The sequence below is a fragment of the Bradyrhizobium sp. B117 genome (assembly GCF_038969555.1).
GTDB lineage: Bacteria > Pseudomonadota > Alphaproteobacteria > Rhizobiales > Xanthobacteraceae > Bradyrhizobium.
This window is the reverse complement of sequence record NZ_CP152414.1, coordinates 8,582,984-8,603,024: the sequence shown is the minus strand read 5'-3', so window position 1 is coordinate 8,603,024 and position 20,041 is coordinate 8,582,984. Positions and strand designations below refer to the sequence as shown.

20 protein-coding genes are annotated in these 20,041 nt (G+C 60.9%); all 20 read left to right on the top strand.

What is annotated here, in order from left to right; all coding sequences use genetic code 11:
* Position 1 precedes the first annotated feature (1 nt).
* The 20 genes from AAFG16_RS40990 (at position 2) to AAFG16_RS40895 (ending at position 20,018) form a co-directional block, all read left to right on the top strand.
* Positions 2 to 1,078: a DUF917 domain-containing protein gene (locus AAFG16_RS40990; RefSeq protein ID WP_342734535.1), complete on the top strand. Its 1,077-nt coding sequence runs from the start codon at positions 2 to 4 to the stop codon at positions 1,076 to 1,078.
* Complete coding sequence (locus AAFG16_RS40985; RefSeq protein ID WP_342734533.1) at positions 1,075 to 2,658, top strand: hydantoinase/oxoprolinase family protein; 1,584 nt, start codon at positions 1,075 to 1,077, stop codon at positions 2,656 to 2,658. Before AAFG16_RS40990 ends, AAFG16_RS40985 begins: the two co-directional genes overlap by 4 nt.
* On the top strand, positions 2,640 to 2,960 hold the full coding sequence (locus AAFG16_RS40980; protein ID WP_342734531.1) for a hypothetical protein: 321 nt from the start codon (positions 2,640 to 2,642) through the stop codon (positions 2,958 to 2,960). The genes AAFG16_RS40985 and AAFG16_RS40980 overlap by 19 nt, the downstream gene beginning before the upstream one ends.
* 62 nt (positions 2,961 to 3,022) lie before the next feature.
* Positions 3,023 to 4,063 carry an LLM class flavin-dependent oxidoreductase gene (locus AAFG16_RS40975; RefSeq protein WP_342734529.1) on the top strand — a complete coding sequence of 347 codons (1,041 nt, stop codon included), beginning with the start codon at positions 3,023 to 3,025 and terminating at the stop codon, positions 4,061 to 4,063.
* On the top strand, positions 4,060 to 4,935 hold the full coding sequence (locus AAFG16_RS40970) for a xanthine dehydrogenase family protein subunit M (protein WP_342734527.1): 876 nt from the start codon (positions 4,060 to 4,062) through the stop codon (positions 4,933 to 4,935). The genes AAFG16_RS40975 and AAFG16_RS40970 overlap by 4 nt, the downstream gene beginning before the upstream one ends.
* A complete protein-coding gene (locus AAFG16_RS40965) occupies positions 4,932 to 5,426 on the top strand; it encodes a (2Fe-2S)-binding protein (protein ID WP_342741062.1) in 495 nt (164 codons plus the stop codon). The genes AAFG16_RS40970 and AAFG16_RS40965 overlap by 4 nt, the downstream gene beginning before the upstream one ends.
* Entirely contained in the window at positions 5,423 to 7,696 is a 2,274-nt protein-coding gene (locus tag AAFG16_RS40960) for a xanthine dehydrogenase family protein molybdopterin-binding subunit (RefSeq protein ID WP_342734525.1), read from the top strand. The genes AAFG16_RS40965 and AAFG16_RS40960 overlap by 4 nt, the downstream gene beginning before the upstream one ends.
* A complete protein-coding gene (locus tag AAFG16_RS40955) occupies positions 7,693 to 7,926 on the top strand; it encodes a hypothetical protein (protein ID WP_342734523.1) in 234 nt (77 codons plus the stop codon). Before AAFG16_RS40960 ends, AAFG16_RS40955 begins: the two co-directional genes overlap by 4 nt.
* Positions 7,927 to 8,128: 202 nt before the next feature.
* Positions 8,129 to 8,791, top strand: coding sequence for an NADPH-dependent F420 reductase (npdG, locus tag AAFG16_RS40950; protein WP_342734521.1), 663 nt, complete (start codon positions 8,129 to 8,131; stop codon positions 8,789 to 8,791).
* Positions 8,792 to 8,816: 25 nt separating this feature from the next.
* A complete protein-coding gene (locus tag AAFG16_RS40945) occupies positions 8,817 to 9,293 on the top strand; it encodes an Lrp/AsnC family transcriptional regulator (protein WP_342734519.1) in 477 nt (158 codons plus the stop codon).
* A 241-nt stretch (positions 9,294 to 9,534) separates the two neighbouring features.
* The gene (gene cofE / locus AAFG16_RS40940) at positions 9,535 to 10,299 is read left to right on the top strand and encodes a coenzyme F420-0:L-glutamate ligase (RefSeq protein WP_342741061.1); all 765 of its coding nucleotides are present in this window, start codon (positions 9,535 to 9,537) and stop codon (positions 10,297 to 10,299) included.
* Positions 10,296 to 11,306, top strand: a complete 1,011-nt coding sequence (gene cofD, locus AAFG16_RS40935; RefSeq protein WP_342734517.1) for a 2-phospho-L-lactate transferase — start codon at positions 10,296 to 10,298, stop codon at positions 11,304 to 11,306. Before cofE ends, cofD begins: the two co-directional genes overlap by 4 nt.
* A complete protein-coding gene (cofC, locus tag AAFG16_RS40930; RefSeq protein WP_342734515.1) occupies positions 11,303 to 12,070 on the top strand; it encodes a 2-phospho-L-lactate guanylyltransferase in 768 nt (255 codons plus the stop codon). The genes cofD and cofC overlap by 4 nt, the downstream gene beginning before the upstream one ends.
* Positions 12,071 to 12,082: 12 nt before the next feature.
* A complete protein-coding gene (gene cofH / locus AAFG16_RS40925) occupies positions 12,083 to 14,539 on the top strand; it encodes a 5-amino-6-(D-ribitylamino)uracil--L-tyrosine 4-hydroxyphenyl transferase CofH (RefSeq protein WP_342734513.1) in 2,457 nt (818 codons plus the stop codon).
* A 462-nt stretch (positions 14,540 to 15,001) separates the two neighbouring features.
* Positions 15,002 to 15,511, top strand: a complete 510-nt coding sequence (locus AAFG16_RS40920) for a nuclear transport factor 2 family protein (protein ID WP_342734511.1) — start codon at positions 15,002 to 15,004, stop codon at positions 15,509 to 15,511.
* 225 nt (positions 15,512 to 15,736) lie between these two features.
* Positions 15,737 to 16,528 (top strand): alpha/beta hydrolase, encoded by a 792-nt coding sequence (locus AAFG16_RS40915; RefSeq protein WP_342734509.1) that lies wholly within the window; start codon positions 15,737 to 15,739, stop codon positions 16,526 to 16,528.
* Positions 16,525 to 17,439: a DUF1028 domain-containing protein gene (locus AAFG16_RS40910; protein ID WP_342734507.1), complete on the top strand. Its 915-nt coding sequence runs from the start codon at positions 16,525 to 16,527 to the stop codon at positions 17,437 to 17,439. The genes AAFG16_RS40915 and AAFG16_RS40910 overlap by 4 nt, the downstream gene beginning before the upstream one ends.
* A gap of 167 nt (positions 17,440 to 17,606) precedes the next feature.
* Positions 17,607 to 18,332: a GntR family transcriptional regulator gene (locus AAFG16_RS40905; protein ID WP_342734505.1), complete on the top strand. Its 726-nt coding sequence runs from the start codon at positions 17,607 to 17,609 to the stop codon at positions 18,330 to 18,332.
* Positions 18,329 to 19,117 carry an SDR family oxidoreductase gene (locus AAFG16_RS40900; protein WP_342734503.1) on the top strand — a complete coding sequence of 263 codons (789 nt, stop codon included), beginning with the start codon at positions 18,329 to 18,331 and terminating at the stop codon, positions 19,115 to 19,117. The genes AAFG16_RS40905 and AAFG16_RS40900 overlap by 4 nt, the downstream gene beginning before the upstream one ends.
* A 22-nt stretch (positions 19,118 to 19,139) precedes the next feature.
* Positions 19,140 to 20,018 carry an SMP-30/gluconolactonase/LRE family protein gene (locus AAFG16_RS40895; RefSeq protein WP_342734501.1) on the top strand — a complete coding sequence of 293 codons (879 nt, stop codon included), beginning with the start codon at positions 19,140 to 19,142 and terminating at the stop codon, positions 20,016 to 20,018.
* The last annotated feature ends 23 nt before the right edge of the window (positions 20,019 to 20,041 follow it).

The following is a 20,041-nucleotide window of genomic DNA, read 5'->3' as shown; positions in this document are numbered from 1 at the left end:
GATGAGACAATTGAGTCCGGAGGATATCGAGGCGCTCTCCGTCGGCGCCTGGATTCTCGGAACGGGTGGCGGCGGTAGTCCGTATCACGCGCTTTTGAACTTGCGGCGCTTCTACAATGAAGGTGTTCGCGTCGATCTGATCGATCCCGACGAGCTGGACGATGATGATGCGATCGCGGTTGTCTCCATCATGGGCGCGCCGCTTGTTTTCCAGGAGCGTCTGGTCGACAGCAGGCTGATCGCTCGCGCCGTATCGGCCATGGAGGAGCATCTTGGTCGCAAGTTCAGGGCGGTGATGGCAGTCGAAATCGGTGGCGGTAACGGCATGCAGTCCTTGCTCGCTGCCGTCCACCTGAAAATTCCAGTTGTCGACGCCGATGCGATGGGACGTGCCTATCCTGAGGCGCAAATGACGAGCTTTGCGGTGGGCGGTCTCGCTCCCTATCCGCTGACCTCCGTAGACCCGCGCGGTAATGAGGCCATCGTTGGCAAAACCTCCTCCTGGAAATGGATGGAGCGTGTGAGCCGCAAGCTTTGTACCGAGTTCGGATCCATCGTCGCGACCTGCAAGGCGCCGCGCACCGGTGCTGAGGTGAAGAAATGGGCCATTCCCCGTACCACATCCAAGGCCATCAATCTCGGGCGGGCGGTTGCCGAGGCCAACCGGCAGCACGCCGACCCGATTGCAGCCATTCTGAAAGCGGAATCCGGCAAGTTCCTGTTCTCCGGCAAGATCGTTGAAGTCGAGCGGCGGACAACGGAGGGCTTCCTGCGCGGCCGCACAGTCGTGGAGGGGCTTGGCGATGATTACGGGAGCCAGATCCGGATCGACTTCCAGAACGAGTGGATCGTCGTGTGGCGTGATGGGCAGGCGCTCGTCTCGACGCCCGACCTCATTTGCGTTCTCGACAGTGAATCCGGCGAAGCGATCGGAACGGAAACCATTCGCTACGGTCAGCGGACAACCGTGATCGCGCTGCCGGCGGCTCCGGTCTTCCTCTCGCCACGCGGGCTCGACCATGTCGGCCCCCGCGCCTTTGGTTATGACATCGATTTCAAGTCGGTATTCTGCTCATGAGACGCATTGGGATTGACGTAGGTGGTACCAATACGGATGCCGTGCTGATCGACGGCGGAAAGGTCGTGCAAGGCGTGAAGGTCGCCACCACGGCCGACGTCACCAGTGGTGTGGCTGCGGCCATCGAGGCACTCGATCTGAGTGCCGAGCATGCGAGCGGTCTCGACGCGCTGATGATCGGCACGACGCACTTCATCAATGCGGTCGTTCAGCGCCGTCATCTGACGAAAGTGGCGGTGATCCGGGTCGCACTTCCCGCCACGAGCTCCTTGCCGCCCTTCACCGATTGGCCAGCTGGGCTGGCTGAGCTCGCCAATGGCGGGGTCTGGCAAATCGAAGGCGGTCACGACTACGACGGGCGCAGGTTCGCCCCTCTGGATATTGCGGCAGCCAGGCGAATTGCGCGCGAAATCCGCAATCTCGGCCTCAAATACGTCGTGGTCAACGCACTGTTCTCTCCGCTTGATCCGTCCGACGAAGAAGCGGTCGCCGCCATCCTGCGCGAAGAAATCCCCGATGTGTCGGTGACCTGCGCACATTTGCTCGGCGGGATCGGATTGCTCGAACGTGAGAACGCGGCCATTCTCAATGCCTCTCTCATTGCGCTTGCACGGGAAACCATCACGGCCTTTGAGCATGCCAAGTCAAAGGTCGGACTTAACGCGCCCCTTTTTGTCACGCAAAACGACGGCACGGTCGCGGAGGCCTCGCGTGCCGCTACCTACCCCGTGTTCAGCTTCGCCTCCGGTGCAACCAACTCGATGCGCGGTGCGGCCTATCTTTCGGGGCTCAAAGATGCGGTGGTGGTCGACGTCGGCGGCACGACGGCGGACTTTGGCTACTTGCGGAACGGCTTTCCCCGTGAAGCCAACACCGTCGTACATATAGGAGGTGTTAGGACCCTATTCCGTATGCCGGATCTCGTTTCGATCGGACTCGGTGGCGGCAGCCATATCGAACTTGAAGCGGCAACCATCGGGCCGCTCAGCGTCGGATATCGTCTGTCCACGGAAGCGCTGGTGTTTGGCGGCAATCGCGTGACGGCGACCGACATCGGTGTTGCCGCCGGACTGATCGACCTTGGCGATCGCAACCGTGTGGCACACATCACTGCCGATGACGTGAAGAGGATTTTGCGCCGCTCCAAGGAGATGCTGGAAGAGAACGTCGACCGGATGAAGACAAACGCTTCAGACGTCACGCTCATTGCGGTCGGTGGCGGCGCGTTTCTTGTTCCTGAAGAATTGCAGGGTGTCGGGCGGGTGGTCCGCGTTCAGCACGGGGGCTGCGCGAATGCGGTTGGCGCAGCCATCGCGCAGGTCAGTGGTGAAGTCGATCAAGTCTTCCAGGGGCTGACGCGCGACGAGGCGGTTGCTTCAGCGCGCAAGCTTGCCGAGTCCCGGGCAGTGGAGGCCGGCGCGGATTCGGAATCGCTCGCCCTGGTCGAGGCAGAGGATACGCCGATCGCCTATCTGCCCGGAAATGCCATGCGCGTGCGTGTCAAAGTCGTCGGCAATATTCGATCAACCCGAATTGGGCAAACAGCCAAGGAGAAAGTCACATGCCAGTCCGTTTCCTGATCAGCACGCTCAAGGAAGGAGTCGATCCAGCGGAATATGAGGCCTGGGTCCGCGAGCGCGACTACGCTCTCGTGCGTAGCCTCGACAATTACGTGAGCTACAAGGTTCATCGCATTCGCCGCCCCATCCAGGGCGCCGAAAACTCAACGTGGCAATACATCGAAAGGATCGAAGTCAAGAGCCTGGAGCAACACGACAAGGACCTTGCCTCACCGGCTGGTGTTGCACTGCGAGAGGAGCTTTATGGCAAGTTTCTCGATCGCTCGAAGAACATCTATTTCGTCAGCGACGAGATAGAATGATCCCTTCTCCGCGTTGAGCTCTGCCCGATCCAAGACGTAAGCGCAAACAGGACACCAACAAGATGACCCTCGACCTGCTGATTCTCGGCAACGCGCCCATGGTCAAGATGCTTGATCGCGTCAAGCTCGCCGAAGCGAGCGGATACGACACGGTCTGGCTTGCCGATGAACGGTTCTATCGGGAGGTCTATTCGTGCTTGGGATATTTCGCGCAAAATACGTCTCGGGTCAGGCTCGGACCTTGCGTGACAGATCCCTACGCCAGACATCCGGCGCTGACGGCCATGGCGATTGCGACGCTCGACGAGATTTCGAACAAGCGCGCAATTCTCGGCCTCGGCGCCGGTATTTCCGGCTTCACTGAGCTCGGCATCGATCGGAAGAAGCCGGCGCGCGCTATCAGCGAAGCGATCGAGGTCATTCGGATGCTCCTGCGCGGCGAGACCGTCACCTACGAGGGAGAGGTCATTCAGTTCAAAGAGGGCAAGCTGAACTTCACCCCTGTTCGCGCCGATATCCCAATCTATGTGGCCAGCAATGGTCCGCTCGGCCAACGGACGGCCGGCGCTTGCGCCGATGCCGCGTTCATGGAGGCGGGCGGCAATGCTCCGGAAATCAAGGCCTTCCGTGCCAGACTGGACGAAGGGGCCAGGAAGGCGGGCCGCGATCCCAAATCCGTCAGGCTGATCGTTCGGCTTAATGCCTGTGTTGCCTCCGACGGTCAGGCCGCCCGTGACGCGCTTCGTCCGACGGTTGCAAGACTTCTCGGTGCAGGCCGTCTTAAGTTTGAGACAGCCGAAGAGCAGGGGTTGACCTTGCCGGAGGACGTGCTCGCCTCTGTCCAGGGCGCCCATTACGCCGCTGGGGTGACGCCTTACCTTCCTCTGCTGCCATACGTGACCGATCGCCATATCAACGCCTTCACCTTGGCCGGCAATGTGGAGGAGGTGACCGCGCGTGTGATCGAACTGCGCCAGGCCGGCGTCGACGGGATTATCATCATGCCCTTCGCTCCCGAAGGGGGGATGATCGAGGACACGATCGCCAAAATGGGCTCCGAGGTGTGGCCTGCCGCCCGTGCCCAGCAAGGGAGCATGCCATGAGCTTTGATCTCCATCGGCCGGCCACCGTCACTGAAGCTATCGACCTTGCTCAACGCTTTGCGCCGACCGCGCGCTATGTCGCCGGCGGGACCGACACGGTTATCCAGATCAATCGGAAGAAGATCGATCCCGTACATCTGATCGATGTCGCGTGCCTGCCCGGCATGAACGAAATAACCGAGACTGCCGACGCGTTCACTCTTGGGGCGCTGACGAGGTACCGTGCGATCGAAACGCATCCTGCGTTTCGAGGTAATCTGCGAGCACTGCAAGAGGCCGCCAGCGTCGTCGGTGGCCATCAGGTACGAAACATCGCAACCATCGGCGGCAACATCGTCAATGCTTCGCCTGCCGCCGATTTTGTGCCGCCGCTACTCGCGCTCGATGCCAGTGTCGACATGGCAGGTCCCAATGGACGGCGCTCTTCCCCCTTGCGCGACTTCATCGTCGGTCCGGGAAAGACAGGTCTCTTGCCCGCCGAAATCGTGACCAACATCCGGTTTGCCAAGCTTCCGGCCAGATCCGCAACCGCCTTCCTGAAGGAAGGTCGCCGGCGCGCCATGGAAATATCGGTGGTTTGTGTTGCTGCTTGTTTGACGCTGGAGGCTTCCACCTCGCGCTGCTCCTCCGTGCGCCTCGCCATCGGCGCTGCAAGCCCAAAGGCGTTCCGTCCCGAACAGGCGGAGCGCTATCTCCTTGGCCAGTCCGCCGGGAAGGAAAGCTTTGCGGAGGCAGGCAGGCTCGCTGCAGAGGCGTCCAGTCCGATCTCCGACGTCCGCGCGTCGGCCGGCTACCGCCGTGGTCTTGTCGCGGTCATGGTCGAGCGCGTTCTTGAGACGTGTTTGCAACGAATTCGGGAACAGGATCAATGAACCGAAAAATTCTCAATATCGTTGTCAATGGCGAGAGTCATCAGCTGCTCATTGAGCCCCATTGGACGCTGCTGCAGGTCCTGCGCAACGAGATCGGCATGATGGGCACCAAGGAGAACTGCCTGGAAGCAGAGTGCGGGGTCTGCACGGTGCTGCTTGATGGAAGGGCCGTCAATTCCTGCATCCTGCTCGCGGGCCAAGCTGAGGGATGCTCGATCACCACGATCGAGGGGATCGGCGATCCCGAGCATCTGCATCCCCTTCAGGTAGCATTCATCGAATGCGGTGCCGTTCAGTGCGGCTACTGCATCCCGGGAATGATCCTGACCGCAAAGTCATTTCTGGACGAAAATCCGGGCTGCCGGCCCTCGCGCGACGAGATCAGGGAAGCCATCGCAGGAACTCTGTGCCGCTGTACCGGCTATCGCAAGATCATCGATGCCGTGGAAACCGCGGCAGACCGCATCGCACTTTCGGGAGCCAAGCAATGAACGCTCAAACCCATCGCGTTGCCGGTCACCGCCTGCCGCGGCGGGATGGTGTCGGCAAAGTTACCGGAAAGCACGTTTATGCTGCAGATTTCAAGCTGCCCGGTATGCTCTACGGCAAGATCCTGCGCAGTGCTCGCGCGCACGCTCTGATCAAGAACATCGACATCTCGCGCGCGGCTGCGATCGCAGGCGTGCGCGGCATCATCACCGCCTCTGACATCCCGCAGGTCCGCTATGGAACGGCGGTGCGCGACACGACCGTGTTTGCAACCGATCGTGTCCTGTTCATGGGACATGCAATCGCCGCGGTAGCTGCCACTTCATGCGAGATCGCCGAGCGCGCGATTGAAGCCATCAAGGTTGAATACCAGGATCTACCGGCGCTGTACGATCCGGAGGAGGCGCTCACAAGCGATATCCGCATCCATCCTGATTGGGAAACCTACAAGGCGCTCCCGATCATTTCGCGCAAGGACAACATCGCAGGTCAAGCCCGTATTCACGTCGGCGATGTCGAAGGAGCCTTCGCAAAGGCTCATAAGATCTATGAGCATCGGTTCACGACCTCGCTGCAGCATCCAGGATACACCGAGCCGCGCGTTGCGACCGCGGATTGGGATGCGAACGGAATCGTGACGGTCTGGTGCAACACCCAATTGCCGTTCGACACGCAAACGACATTGGCCGAAATCCTCGATTTGCCGGCCGCGCGGGTGCGCGTGACAGTGCCAGGAATTGGTGGTGGCTTCGGTGGCAAGCTGAGGATCGGTGTCGAGCACTTCGCAGCTCTCCTGGCGCGCAAGACCGCCCGCCCGGTCAAGGTCATGTCGACGAGCGAAGAGGAACTCACAGCCGCGCTTCCGCGTCAGGCCTCCGTGGTTCTGCTCAAAACTGCCGTCGACAAGGACGGGCATCTTCTTGCCCGAAGCGGCCGGGTCATCGTGGATTGTGGCGCTTATGCCGGCTCAGGTCCAGGCACGGCTGCAATCGCACTTCAGGTCATGGCAGGTCCGTACAAGACCGGAGCGCTCGCGTTCGAAAGCATCGCTGTCTACACCAACAAGGTCCATTCGGGCTCGTTCCGTGCTCCGGCAGGGCCGATGGCGAATTTCGCGATGGAAAGCCAGATCGACATGATCGCAAAGGATCTCGGCCTGGATCCTCTCGAAATGCGCCTGCGCAACGTCGTCAAGGAGGGGGATCCAGGTCCTTCGGGCGAGACGCACACCTCCGTGAGCATCGAGGAATGTCTGCGCAAGGCAGCCGATGCGATCGGCTGGCAGGATCGTAATCCCGAGCCAGGACGCGGCAAGGGTATCGCCTGCAGCTGGTGGATGACGACGGGTGGCTCGTCCGGTGTCTATGTCAAGATCAATCCCGATGGGAGTGCGACGCTCGTCAGCGGCGCCGTCGAAATCGGCACCGGCGCGATCACGGGAGCTGCTCAAGTGCTGGCCGAGGAGCTGTCTCTCGACTTGACGGACATCAACGTTACCGGGGTGGACACTCAGGCCGCGCCGTTCGACTACGGTGCTCAAGGCAGCCGCACGACCTTTTCTGTCGGCAATGCGTGCCTTGCCGCAGCTAAAGAGCTGCGGCGCCAGATGTTCGAACTCGCGGCCAAGCAGCTGGAAGCACCGATTGAGGATATGAAGCTGCAGGACAAGCACGTGGTCGCCGGCAACAAGTCGATTTCGATCGCGGAGCTGGCGCGCATCTCGCGTCTTGCCGGTGGCGGGCTCATCGCGCATGGCACGGCCATTTCGCCGGCGCCAGCCTACGATCCGACACGCGTCAAGAACCATCCGCTCCCCGTCTGGAATACGCCGAGCTACCATGCCCACGCCGTCGACCTGTCGGTCGATCAAGCCACGGGCAAAGTGACGATCAATCGCTATGTCGTGGCCCAGGACGTCGGATATGCGATCAATCCGACCTATATCGAGGGCCAGATCGAGGGTGGCGTGGCGCAAGGTATAGGCCAGGCCCTGTCGGAAGAGATCGTCTATCAAGATGGTCGCGTCATGAATGCGAACCTGACCGATTACAAGATGCCGACGGCGATGGATGTCCCGGAGATCGAGAGCATTATCGTCGAATGCCGCTCCGTTGCCGGTCCTTACGGTGCCAAGGGCGTCGGAGAGCCTCCATGCATCGAGCCACCCGCTGCAATCGGCAATGCGATCGCGGCGGCGACTGGCTGCTGGCCGAACTCGCTGCCGATGACCGCTGAAAAGATTGCCGCCACAATGCGAGCCCAGCACTCATGATCCGCGTCGAGGTCAACATGCATGGAAATCTTCGCCGGTTCTTGCCCGATGGAGTTGGATCCATTCAGCTTGACCTCCCCGAGGGAGCGACGGTTCTCAACGTGATCGGCTGCTTGAGCGCTGAGCATGAGGTCTGGCTGGCCTCGATTGGTGACATGGTCGTGCCGTTATCGGCTGAAGTCAAAGAGGGAGCCGAGCTCAATTTCTTTCCCTATCTTGAAGGCGGCTAGCATGAACTTCTTTGGTCGGCGAGGGGCCGAGAATTGTTGACCTGCGACCGAGCCGTCTTTGAATTAGATCGTTCACGTGAAGAGGCGGTGCCAATTGACCTATTGAGTGTTCGGCCTGGTGTGAATACGGTCCGGCACGCTCAAGCGAAGCAGAGTTTTCACCGTCAAGACGTCATGCCGCAAGCAAAGGAGTGTAAGCCAAATGTCGAACGCGCCCCTTCCGACTTTGTCGATCGTCGGCGGCACTGGAGATCTCGGATCCGGCCTTGCGCGCAGCTGGAGTCGCGCCGGATACTCCGTCATTCTTGGATCGCGCTCGATTGAGCGCGCTCAGGATGCAGTCGCGCTCTTAAAATCCGACGGGTTCGCCAATGTGACCGGCGACGCCAACGCTGCTGCCGCAGCGAAGAGCGATATTGTCGTCATTGCCGTGCCATTCTCCAATTATGAGACAAGCTTGGCCGAGATCAAGGACGCGGCCAAGGGCAAGATCGTTGTCACCGCGGTCGTGCCGCTCGTGCCGCCGAAGGTCTCTGTTGTTCAACTCCCGAGCGCCGGGTCGGCTGCGCTGATCGCGCAATCGCAGCTTGATCCGAGCTCGCGGGTGGTCGGAGCGTTTCACAATGTCGGCTCACAGAAGCTCCATGCCGGAGGCAAGGCGGACTGCGACGTTCTCGTGTTCAGCGATGATCCTGAGGCCCGCAAGGAGGTGATGCTGCTGGCGGATGCGGTGAGCAATCGCGGGATCGATGGCGGTGCGCTCGCGAACTCGGCTGCAGCCGAGGCTCTCACCTCCGTCCTGATCGCGATCAACCGCAAATACAAGGTGAAGGGTGCCGGCATCACGATTTCCGGCCTGACGTGAATGGAAAACCACACGGGCATTCGCGATGCTCACAGCCCTCGATCCTCTGGACCGTAAAATCCTAAGCGAACTCATTCGGGACGCCCGAATAAGCCAGCTGGCGTTGGCCGAACGGGTCGGCCTCTCGGCAACGTCTTGCGCTAGGCGCGTGCTGCAAATGGAGAAAGCCGGGATCATCAAAGGCTACTCAGCCGAGATCGATGCAAACTCGCTTGGCTTTCCCCTGACCGTGATCGTCCACATCACGCTCGACCGCCAAAGCGAGGACGCGCTCAGGGTTTTCGAGGCCGAAATTCAAAAATGCGCCGACGTTATCGCCTGCCATCTGATGTCCGGTACGGACGATTATCGGCTTTCGGTGCTGGCGCGCGACATGGAGGACTACGAACGCATTCATAAGCAGCACCTGTCACGTCTGCCAGGCGTGGCAAGACTGCAATCGAGCTTTGCAATGCGCACCGTCATAAAGCGGTCAATTTCTCCGGCGGCGCTTCATGGCTAGTCTCGCCGGTTGCGAAGCGGAGTTCGGAATAAGGCAGGAGATGGCGCGGAAACGCGCCGCCTGCAGGATCCCAACGTCGAAGACCTTATCCGGGAGGTGTGCTAGCTAGGCCTGCTTAAGGAGAAGCAGATAGGATGCAGAACTGATTTCGGGTACGGCTCGTAGCGATCATATTCGAGGAGAGATGCCCACGCGCCAGAAACAACAAGACATGTGGGCAGCGAAGGAGGAAGAAGTCGCGATGACGAGGAGCATCACATACACCGCCCTTCCCGGGATCCCTCTGGTGGGTGCCGGCGACGATCTGGTTGCTGTCATCGCGGATGGCGCGAGGGCCGGAGAGATCGCCGTCGCATCCGGCGATATTTTCGTCATCGCACAAAAGATCGTGTCCAAGGCGGAAAACAGGTACGTCTATCTCGATGATGTGCGCCCTTCCGACCGCGCCAAGGAGCTTGCAAAGACGGTCGGCAAGGATCCCCGGCACATCGAGGTGGTGCTCTCAGAATCCACCGAGGTCCTTCGCGCAAGACAGAATGTGATCATCGTTGCGCACCGCCTCGGCTTCGTGATGGCGAACGCCGGCATAGATGAATCCAATATCGAGCAGGATCGCGGCCATCGCCTGTTGTTGCTGCCGGAGGATCCGGATGACAGTTGCCGGCGCCTCAAGGCCGGTCTCGATCGACAATTCGGGGTCGATGTCGGCGTCATCATAAACGATAGCTTCGGCCGCCCATGGCGCAACGGCGTCGTAGGTGTGGCGCTCGGAAGTGCTGGAATTCCTGCCCTTCAGAGCATGATAGGCAAGCCAGATCTGTTCGGGCGGCCGATGCAGGTGACGGAGATCGCGGTGGCGGATGAGCTGGCCGCCGCTGCCTCACTCTTGATGGGACAGGCGGCCGAAGGCCAACCTGTAGTCCATGTTCGTGGATTCTCCTCTCGTGCCCCCATCAATTCGGCGTCCGCGCTCTTGCGTGCGAAAGAACGGGACATGTTCAGATGAACGGACGGTCACAGTCTTTGCCGGGAGAGGTGCGTGTTGTGGCGCTCTGCGGTGGCGTCGGAGGAGCAAAGCTTGCTGTTGGATTGCAGCACGTGCTCGGAGAACGATTGACCGTGGTCGTCAATGTGGCCGACGATTTCGAGCATCTCGGACTCCATATCTCACCGGACCTGGACACAGTCCTTTATACGCTCGCAGGTCTCAGCGACCCGCAGCGCGGCTGGGGCCGATCCGATGAGACCTGGAACTTCATGGAGGCTTTGAAGCAGATCGGCGGCGAGACCTGGTTCTTGCTCGGCGATCGTGATATGGCGATGCATATCGAGCGGACCCGCCGTCGCTTAAGCGGCGAAAGTCTCACATCCATTGCCAGCGACATTGCACGCCGGCTCGGTGTTCGCTCGGCTGTGCTGCCCGTCACCAATGACAAGCTTTCCACCATGGTCGACAGCTCGGAAGGCGAGCTCGAGTTCCAGCGTTATTTCGTGGGACGTCGCTGCGAACCCGTTATCAAGCAGATCTGGTTCAACGGGGCGCAAAACGCTCGCCTGAGCGAGGAGGTGCTTGCGTCATTGGATGCCGAGGATCTCCGGCTCATCATCCTATGTCCTTCCAATCCGTATCTCAGCATCGATCCAATCCTGGCTGTTCCAGGGATGGCTGAAAAACTGCGTGCGACCAGCGTTCCCGTTGTGGCCATTTCCCCGATTATTGGCGGTCAGGCAATCAAAGGGCCAACGCGCAAGATCATGGACGAACTCGGCCTCGAGCCGTCAAACGCAGAAATTTCCAGGCATTATGCGGGGCTGCTCGATGGTCTCGTCATAGACTCGGCGGACGCCGCAGGTTCGGCCGACCTTGGCGTCGATGTACACCCGGCACCTACGCTCATGACAGACTTGCAGTCGAAGATCACGCTCGCCGAGCATGCGCTTGCCTTCGGCGAGAGCCTTCGCGCAACGCACGAACGGCGGAGCAGGCCCCCTTCGAAGGGAGGCGCATCATGACGACACGTGATGCATGGGTAGTCATCCCGGCAAAATCGTTCTCGGGCGCGAAGCAGCGGCTCTCTCCATTGCTGACGCCATCCGAGCGCGCCCTGTTGGCCCGGTCGATGCTGGCCGATGTTCTGAGCTCGGCATGCGGCGTGATAAAATTGAATCATATCGTTGTGGTAACAAATGCTGAGGATGTCGCTCAAGAGGCGGCTCGTCTGGGGACTGTCGTGATTGATGACGGCGGTGCGGACGGAACCAACGCCGCAGTGGCAGCCGGGCTCGCCGCCGTCGAAAGTCGTGGGGACGAACTCGTCCTTGTTCTGCCGAGTGACGTCCCGGCAATCTTGAGCGAGGACGTTTCGACGCTTCTCCAAGCCGCGCAAGGCAACGCCGTAGTGATCGTCCCAGCGCCACGCGATGGCGGCACCAACGCGGTTGCATTCACGTTGGCCCGACCGTTGCAGCCGTGTTTCGGCCCCGACAGCTTCGCCCGCCACATGGCCGCAGCCGATCGGCTCGGCATTGAGCCTATCGTGTGCCGCAATGCAAGGATTGGGCTTGATCTCGATGCTCCCGCCGATCTCTTTGATTTTCTTGACCTGAATACGTCCACCGCCACCGATCGCTATTTGCGTTCGATTAATCTGGGGCAAAGGCGGCTGAGGATGGGCGCCGACCAGACGGGGCGCGCAAGCGTCGATGCGGCGGCCGAGTTGAGCTCGGGATTGGTTGCCAAAAATGCAGAGAGCTCCGCCGTTTTTCGCGGAGCGTGAGGAGTTCTGAGAATGGTGGATCGGATGCTTCTGGAATCGTTGAGGCGAAGTGACATTTCCGCTTCCGAGGCCCTGTCTCTCGTCAGCGACGTGTCGCTTCCCGATCTCATGCGGATGGCGGCATCAAAGCGGGATGAGGCTCACGGCAGAAAGATCTCCTACTCGCGAAAGGTTTTCATTCCGCTAACGCAGCTGTGCCGGGATGTCTGCCACTACTGCACATTCGCCCATCCTCCGCAAAAAGGGCAGCGTGCCTACCTCACCATCGATGAGGTGCTGGCAATAGCCCGTGCCGGCCATGAGGCCGGCTGCAAGGAGGCGCTGTTTACGCTGGGCGACAAGCCTGAGCTGCGCTACCGCCAGGCCGAGCGAGAGCTGCACGAGATGGGCTTTGCATCGACGCTCACGTACCTCCAGGAAGCGGCGCGCGTGGTTTTCCGCGAGACAGGCTTGTTGCCGCACCTCAATCCAGGTTTGATGGAGGCCGAGGATATCGAAGCCTTGCGCAAGGTCTCCATCTCGCAAGGGATCATGCTCGAGAGCGCCTCGGCACGGCTGTGCGAGCCCGGGGGACCACATTTCGGCTCACCTGACAAGGAGCCTGCAAGTCGGTTGCGGACAATTGAACTGGCAGGCCAGCTCTCGGTGCCCTTCACGAGCGGATTGCTAATCGGGATCGGCGAGACCCCGCTTGAGCGAATCTCGTCGCTCCTTGCATTGCGCAATCTGGACGAACGCTACGGGCACATTCAGGAAGTCATCATTCAGAACTTCAAGCCGAAGCCGGATACCCGCATGAGGGGCGCGGCCGCCCCGACGATGGAAGAGCATCTGTGGACCATTGCGCTCACGCGATTGCTATTCCGGCCCGACATGAACATCCAGGCGCCCCCTAATCTCAGCCCGGGCGTACTGGACATGATCCTGGCCGCGGGCATCAATGACTGGGGCGGCGTATCCCCGGTTACACCGGACCATGTCAATCCGGAGGCGCCTTGGCCGCATCTGGCACGTCTCTCCGAGGCCACTGCTGAATGCGGCAAGACGCTCGTCGAACGCCTCGCAGTTTATCCAGCCTATGCGCGTCAATATGCTCGTTGGACTGACACCTCGCTGCAGAAGAACCTGCTCGGTCTTGTCGACGGACATGGCTGGCCGCGGCGGGACGAATGGTGCCCTGGAACGAGGTGTGATCCGCCCGCCGGCGACCTCGCGATGCTACGTGAAGAAACCAGCTTGCCCGCCATCCTAACCGGCAGTTTTCGCAGAATCGTCGCAAGGGCTCAATCTGGGGCGCGGCTCGATGAGGCGGAGATCGCATCGCTGTTCGCTGCCGAGGAGCGCGATTTCACAGCCGTGTGCCGCGCGGCCGATGAGTTGCGCCGGGACGTCAATGGCGATGGGGTCAGCTATGTCGTCAACCGCAACATCAACTATACCAATATCTGCTACTTCAGGTGCCAGTTCTGCGCGTTCTCGAAGGGAAAGCTCGCCGAGAACTTGCGCGGGCGGCCGTATGATATCTCGATGGATGAGATCGGACGGCGCGCGCGCGAAGCCTGGGAGCGCGGCGCGACCGAGGTCTGCATGCAGGGCGGCATCCATCCCGCCTACACCGGCGCAAAGTATGTTGAGATCTGTCGGACCGTAAAGCAGTTCACGCCCGAAATGCATATCCATGCTTTCTCGCCCCTCGAGGTGTTCCAGGGGGCCAAAACGCTCGGAATTTCGATCGAGGAGTTTCTGCGCGAATTGAAGGACGCTGGTCTTAGTACATTGCCAGGGACGGCTGCAGAAATCCTGGACGACGAGGTCCGCGCGATTCTGTGTCCCGATAAGATCAACACCGCGCAATGGCTGCAGCTCATGACAGCGGCCCATAGAGCGGGATTGCGCAGCACCGCAACAATCATGTTCGGTCATGTTGACCGTTACGAGCATTGGGCAAAGCATCTGTTGCGCATCCGGGATCTTCAGACCGAGACCGGTGGCTTCACTGAATTTGTCCCATTGCCGTTCGTGCACATGGAAGCCCCGATCTACTTGAAGGGGCGCTCGCGCAAGGGGCCGACCTTCCGCGAGGTCGTTCTCATGCATGCGATCGGACGGCTCGTCTTTCACACGAAAATCTCCAACATCCAGACCTCTTGGGTGAAGCTCGGCGAAAAAGGCGTTCGCGCCTGCCTTGAGGCTGGTGTGAACGATCTCGGTGGCACGCTGATGGACGAAACGATCTCGCGTTCAGCGGGCGCCCAGCATGGCCACGAGATGGCTCCAAAACAAATGGAAGAGCTCATCCGGGCCATGGCACGCCTGCCGCGCCAACGTACGACGCTCTATGGCGAAGTGGCTGATGATCGTTATCTCGCCTCGCTGAACCCTCCGCCGCTCACTCCGATTCTTACGGGACTGGACGCCCATCGGGATGGAGGAGACATCCCTCGGCCCCGCGCTCTTGAAATGACTTAGCCGGAGCGCGTCGCGCGCGAGCCTCAGACGATGCCAGTGCGTGCGGGGCTCGTCTTGACGTGTAATTTGATTTGTGATCACATATCAGAAATGGAGGGCCTTGGAGTGAGCCACATTATCATGCGAGCGCACGCTTTCGGCTGGGCATTGATTGCCCAGCAAGCTTCAGTCTGCCAGCGTTTGGCGCACTGGTGAGCGGTCCCAGTGCATTCTAACCGCCGGCGACATTAGTCGATCACGAGGAACAGCAGCGTCGTCCCGCTTTAGCTCTCGCGATTTTGCGTCTCCTTGGCGCGCCCTCAGCTGAACCGCTCAGAACTGCTGTCCCGAAGCGACTGCCGGCGGCCGAGGATCAAGCACGAGAATCTGCCTCGGTCTTTGCACCCGAGGCCGATGAGGCCGCCGATAAAAGCAGGATTTCCCCGGCGGCCAATTTTACGATCACACCACCCAGGAGCATCCATGCCGACTTTAGATGAGGACCGAGCAGCCATTTTGAAAGTGCACCGCGACTGGTGGATTGCCAATCACAAGTGGGATATCCCCTTGATGCGAACCTGCTTCCCGAGTGGCACCGCGTTCTTAAATTTTAACCTTAGCGGCGATCCGTACTTCGGGCGGGAGGAGCTGACCGCCTTTTGGGAGTCGTTCAAGGGCAGGCCGCGATCGAAGCCTGCGGTCATGCACATCTGGCGTCTGGACGTCCATGGCGACATGGCCTACCTGCTTTGCGAGGGCAATTTCGAAGAAGCCGACAAACCGGACCAGTACCTGCGCAGCACCGAAATCTACGTGCGCAACGACGGAGAGGGGCAGCCGGAGTGGAAGATCTGGCACTTCCACTGCTCGGAGATGGCGCCCAAAGACAAGATCCGGCAGCCGTTCGGCGATAGCTATGCCAGCCGCGGCGTGGGCTATCTGCCGCCCCGCTTCGGCAAGAGCTTTTCGGTTACGGACGACCAAGGGCCGTAATCAAAGCGAGCGCCCTGCCGGGCTGGCCGCGCATCCTGCACCCGGCGGACGGACTGACCGCCGGGGCGAAAAACATCCAGAGAAGATTTTCCAGCTGAAGTTGCCGCCCGATGTGGCCTCCGAGAAGCGGATGGACCGTAGTGCGCGAGCCTCACTGGAAAGGAAAAGCGACACGCAATCGAGCGTCCTTTCGGCCGTTCGGAGCGTCGTGACCGTGGAGGACTCATGAGGCGGCTCACTATCAAGCGACCGGTCGGTCCGATTGCGGTTTCTTACCATGGGGAAGCCGACGCGAGCAGGCCGCCAATTCTGTTCGTGCATCCCATCAATCTCAAGGGCGGGGCCTGGGCGGAGATCGTGCCGGCATTCGCCGACCGGTTCACGATTGTCCCCGACATGCGTGGATTCGGTGACTCGCCGCCGGCCGAACAATACGACCTTGCCCGGTGGGCGCAGGACTGCATCGATGCCGTCGACCGGGCGGGCATCGATCGCTTCCACGCCATCGGCGGTTCGCTTGGTGGAGCGATTTCGGTCTATCTCGCCGCTGCCGAGCCCAAACGGGTTCTCTCGGTTGTCGCGGTAGGCAGTCAGCTCTACTCGCAAGATCCTGACAATGCGGCTGTTCTAGCCACCCTCGAGCATCACACCGTCGACGAGATGTTTGAGCTCATCCTGCCGAAATATGCACTCGGTCCAAACGCGTCTGCCGAAGTGGTGGCCAAGACCATTGCGCTGCGCAATCCAAACGAAAAGGACGACATCCGTCGCGTGTGGAGAGCCGCCTGCGCGGCCGATATCCGTGCCCATGTGGCCAGCGTCAGTTGTCCTGTGACGGTTCTGACCGGCGAGTTCGACCTGACCTGCCCTCTCGCAGCCGGCGCAGAAATGGCGGCCGCGCTGCGTGCTCCGCACGTTCTCCTGCCAGGCATTGGTCACTTGCCGATGCTGGAGGATCCGCCGGCTTTGATCGCCGCAATCAAGGAACACCTTGCGCATGCGGAGTCCAGAAGATGACATACTCGATTATCGCCCGAGACCCCATCACCGGTGAATTGGGTGTTGCCAGCCAATCGCATTATTTCGCGCTCGGGCGCGTTGTGACGTTTGCGCGAGCCGGTGTTGGCGTTGTTGCGACCCAGTCGTTCGTTAATCCAGCTTACGGGCCGAACGGGCTGGATCTCATGGCCTCCGGCGCATCGGCGGCGACGGCGCTCACGAGCCTACTTGCAAAGGACGAAGACCGAGAGTTGCGCCAAGTCGCCTTTCTTGATGTCGGCGGCGGCAAAGCAATGTTCACTGGCGATCGCTGTGTTCCCCACCGCGCTCAGCTCGAAGCCAGCAACGTTATCGTGCTGGGAAATATGCTCGCCAGCGACGCCGTGGTTCCCGCCATGCTAGCAGCGTACGAGGGTACTGGCGGCCCACTTCTCGACCGAATGCTCGCGGCAATGGATGCAGGTGAAGCCGCTGGAGGTGACGCCCGTGGCCGGATGTCGGCCGCGCTCCTTTTGGTGCCCGCCGCCATCGCTCCAACGCCCTGGGCTAACCGGCTCATCGATGTGCGAGTTGACGACCATCCCGAGCCACTCGCCGAATTGCGCAGGCTCGCCAAGCTCTCTCAGGCACACACGATCTTCGGCGCATCTGTCTTCACACCTGGGTTGCTCTCGGGCGAGGCGGCAGCGACAGGTCCGCAGCTTGCAGAGACACTGCGCATGCTCACGGAGGCCCAGGCATTGATCGGCGCTGACCCAGAGCCAACCTTCTGGAAGGGCGTGCTGCTGATCCGCGCCGGCGAAATTGCCTCGGGGAGGAGACTCGTTGCCGCCATCGCCGCGGCGCGACCGCAGTACCGGACCTTCGTGGATGGGCTCTACGCAGTCGGCATCCTTCAGCTGTCATCGAACGAACTCCTCGGTGCGTGAAAAGCTCAACCCTCTTTGCCTCCTCTACGAGGCGTTTTACTGGCGCTGGAGCCGGGCCGCGACTGCCTCACCGCGCCATTCGGAATACCCGACAGGCTCGCCGATCGATACTTGACGGATTTTTTACGATGTGATCACATATCTCAAACGTAGAGGGGACGTCGGAATTGCGCAATCTCATCGCCTTGCTGCCATTGCCGGCCCTTGTCCGGGACTCGATGGAGGATCAGGTCTATCGGCATTTGCGACATGGTCTGATGGCCGGACGCTTTGCGCCGGGTCAGAGGCTGACGGTCCGGGGTCTTGCCGAGGCGCTGGGTTCAAGCCCGACGCCCGTACGCGAGGCCCTGCGCCGTCTGCAAGCAGAGGGCGCCTTCGAATTCAGCGGTTCGGCGCGACTGAGCGTTGGGAGGCTGTCCGAGGCACAGCTGCGCGATGTGCGCGATGCGCGCGTAGCCCTCGAGGGGCTGCTGGCCGAGCGCGCAGCTTCGCGTATGACGCGCGCCGATGATGCCGAGGTGACCCAACTCTACGGCCGGCTGCAGAGCGCCGCTAATGCAGTCGATGGCCGCACTTATCTCTGGACCAATTTCGCCTTCCACCGACGGATCTACCAAATCGCACAGGCGTCGGCGATTCTCGGCGCAGTCGAGCATTTTTGGCTGCTCGTTGGTCCGTGCTTCGTGCTCGTTGCTCCCGATGCTGCCCACCTGCAGCGTTCCATGGACGCGCACCGCCAGATACTCGATGCGCTCTTGAACCGCGATGCGCCCGCCGCACGCGCTGCAGTGACAGACGACATCATGCAGGCCGCCAATTGTCTGTCCCGCATTCTCGATAATGCGGGCAACGAGCGCGCCGCGGCCGTTCCGAGACGGGGGCGACCGGCATGAGCGTGCTGCAGCGTCTTGTGCCTCATCCCGAGCTGCGCGTCCTGATCTCGGCCGGCGCGTCGGGTATTGGCGCCGCACTTGCCGGTGCCTTCGTTGAGGCTGGTGCGCATGTGCATATCTGCGACATCAACGACGATGCGCTTGCAACCTTCCGCAATCAACATCCGCAGGTGCTTGCCACTAAGGCCGACGTATCGGACCGCGACGCGGTCGCCGACGTCTTTCGCGCGCAGGCTGCGCGTTGGCGTGGGCTCGACGTGCTCATCAACAATGCAGGTATTGCCGGACCGACCGGCGGAATCGATGCCATTTCAGAGACCGACTGGCGGCAAACGATCGATATCAATCTCAATGCACAGTACCGCTTCGCCCATCATGCTATCCCGATGCTTCGCCAATCTCGCTATGGGCAAATCCTCTGCATGGCCTCCGTTGCCGGCCGCCTCGGTTATGCCTGGCGTACCCCATACGCCGCAACGAAATGGGCCATCATTGGGCTCGTCAAATCGCTTGCCGCCGAGCTCGGCCCCGACGACATCCGCGTCAATGCGCTCTTGCCGGGTATCGTCGAGGGCCCGCGCATTGAGGGCGTGATCCGCGCGCGCGCCGGGCAGCTCCAGACCAGCTACGAGGCGATGCGCCAGGAATACCTCAAGAAGATCTCGCTGCGTCGCATGGTGACGGCCGAGGACGTTGCAGCCATGGCCTTATTCCTTTGCTCGCCAGGTGGACGCAACGTGACTGGCCAGGCGATCAGCATCGACGGGAATGTGGAATACCTGTGAACCGTAAGATTGGGGGGATGGCTTGCAGATCGAGATCATGGCGGATCTGAAGACGACGCTTGGCGAAGGTCCGCTTTGGGACACCGAGCAGCAGCGTCTGTACTGGATAGACAGTATCGATGGCCGCATTTTTCGTGCGACCGCAGATGGACGAGAGCTTCGCGCTTGGGATGTCGGGGCGAAAATCGGCTCGATGGCGCTTCGTTGTGACGGTACGCATGCGCTCGTCGCGCTACAATCCGGCGTGCATGATCTCGATCTGGAGAGCGGGGAGCTGAAGTTGATCGCGGCACCGGAGGCACATTTGCCGCGCAATCGGTTGAATGACGGCAAAGTCGATCGCCGCGGGCGTTTCGTCTTTGGTTCCATGGATACGCTGGAGGATGAGGCCTCCGGCCGCCTTTATCGGCTCGATCCCGATCTCTCGCTGCACGTTCTGGACGATAAGATCATCGTGTCCAATGGCCCGTGCTGGAGCCCGGACGACCGGACCTTCTATTTCGCCGACACCTGGACTGGGGAAGTCTGGGCCTACGACTATGACATCGAGACCGGCGCTGCCACCAAGCGGCGCCGTTTCGCGCCAGTTGATCGCTCAAACGGCGGTGCTGCCGATGGCGCCACGGTCGATGCAGAAGGATTTCTTTGGCAAGCGCTCGTCTATGATGGAAAGCTCGTGCGCTACGCGCCCGACGGCAGCGTTGAGCGCGTTATCGAGATGCCGGTGCGCAAGGTCACGAGCGTGATGTTCGGTGGTCCCGACCTCGACATTCTGTACGTGACCTCCATGGCGAAGCCGCCCTTGCCGCGATTTCCCGATGACGGACAGCAGCGCGGGGCCCTATTTGCAATCAAAGGGCTTGGTGTCCAGGGCATTCCGGAGCCGCGGTTCGCCAGCTGACCCGCGAAAAGCTGCTTCATCAA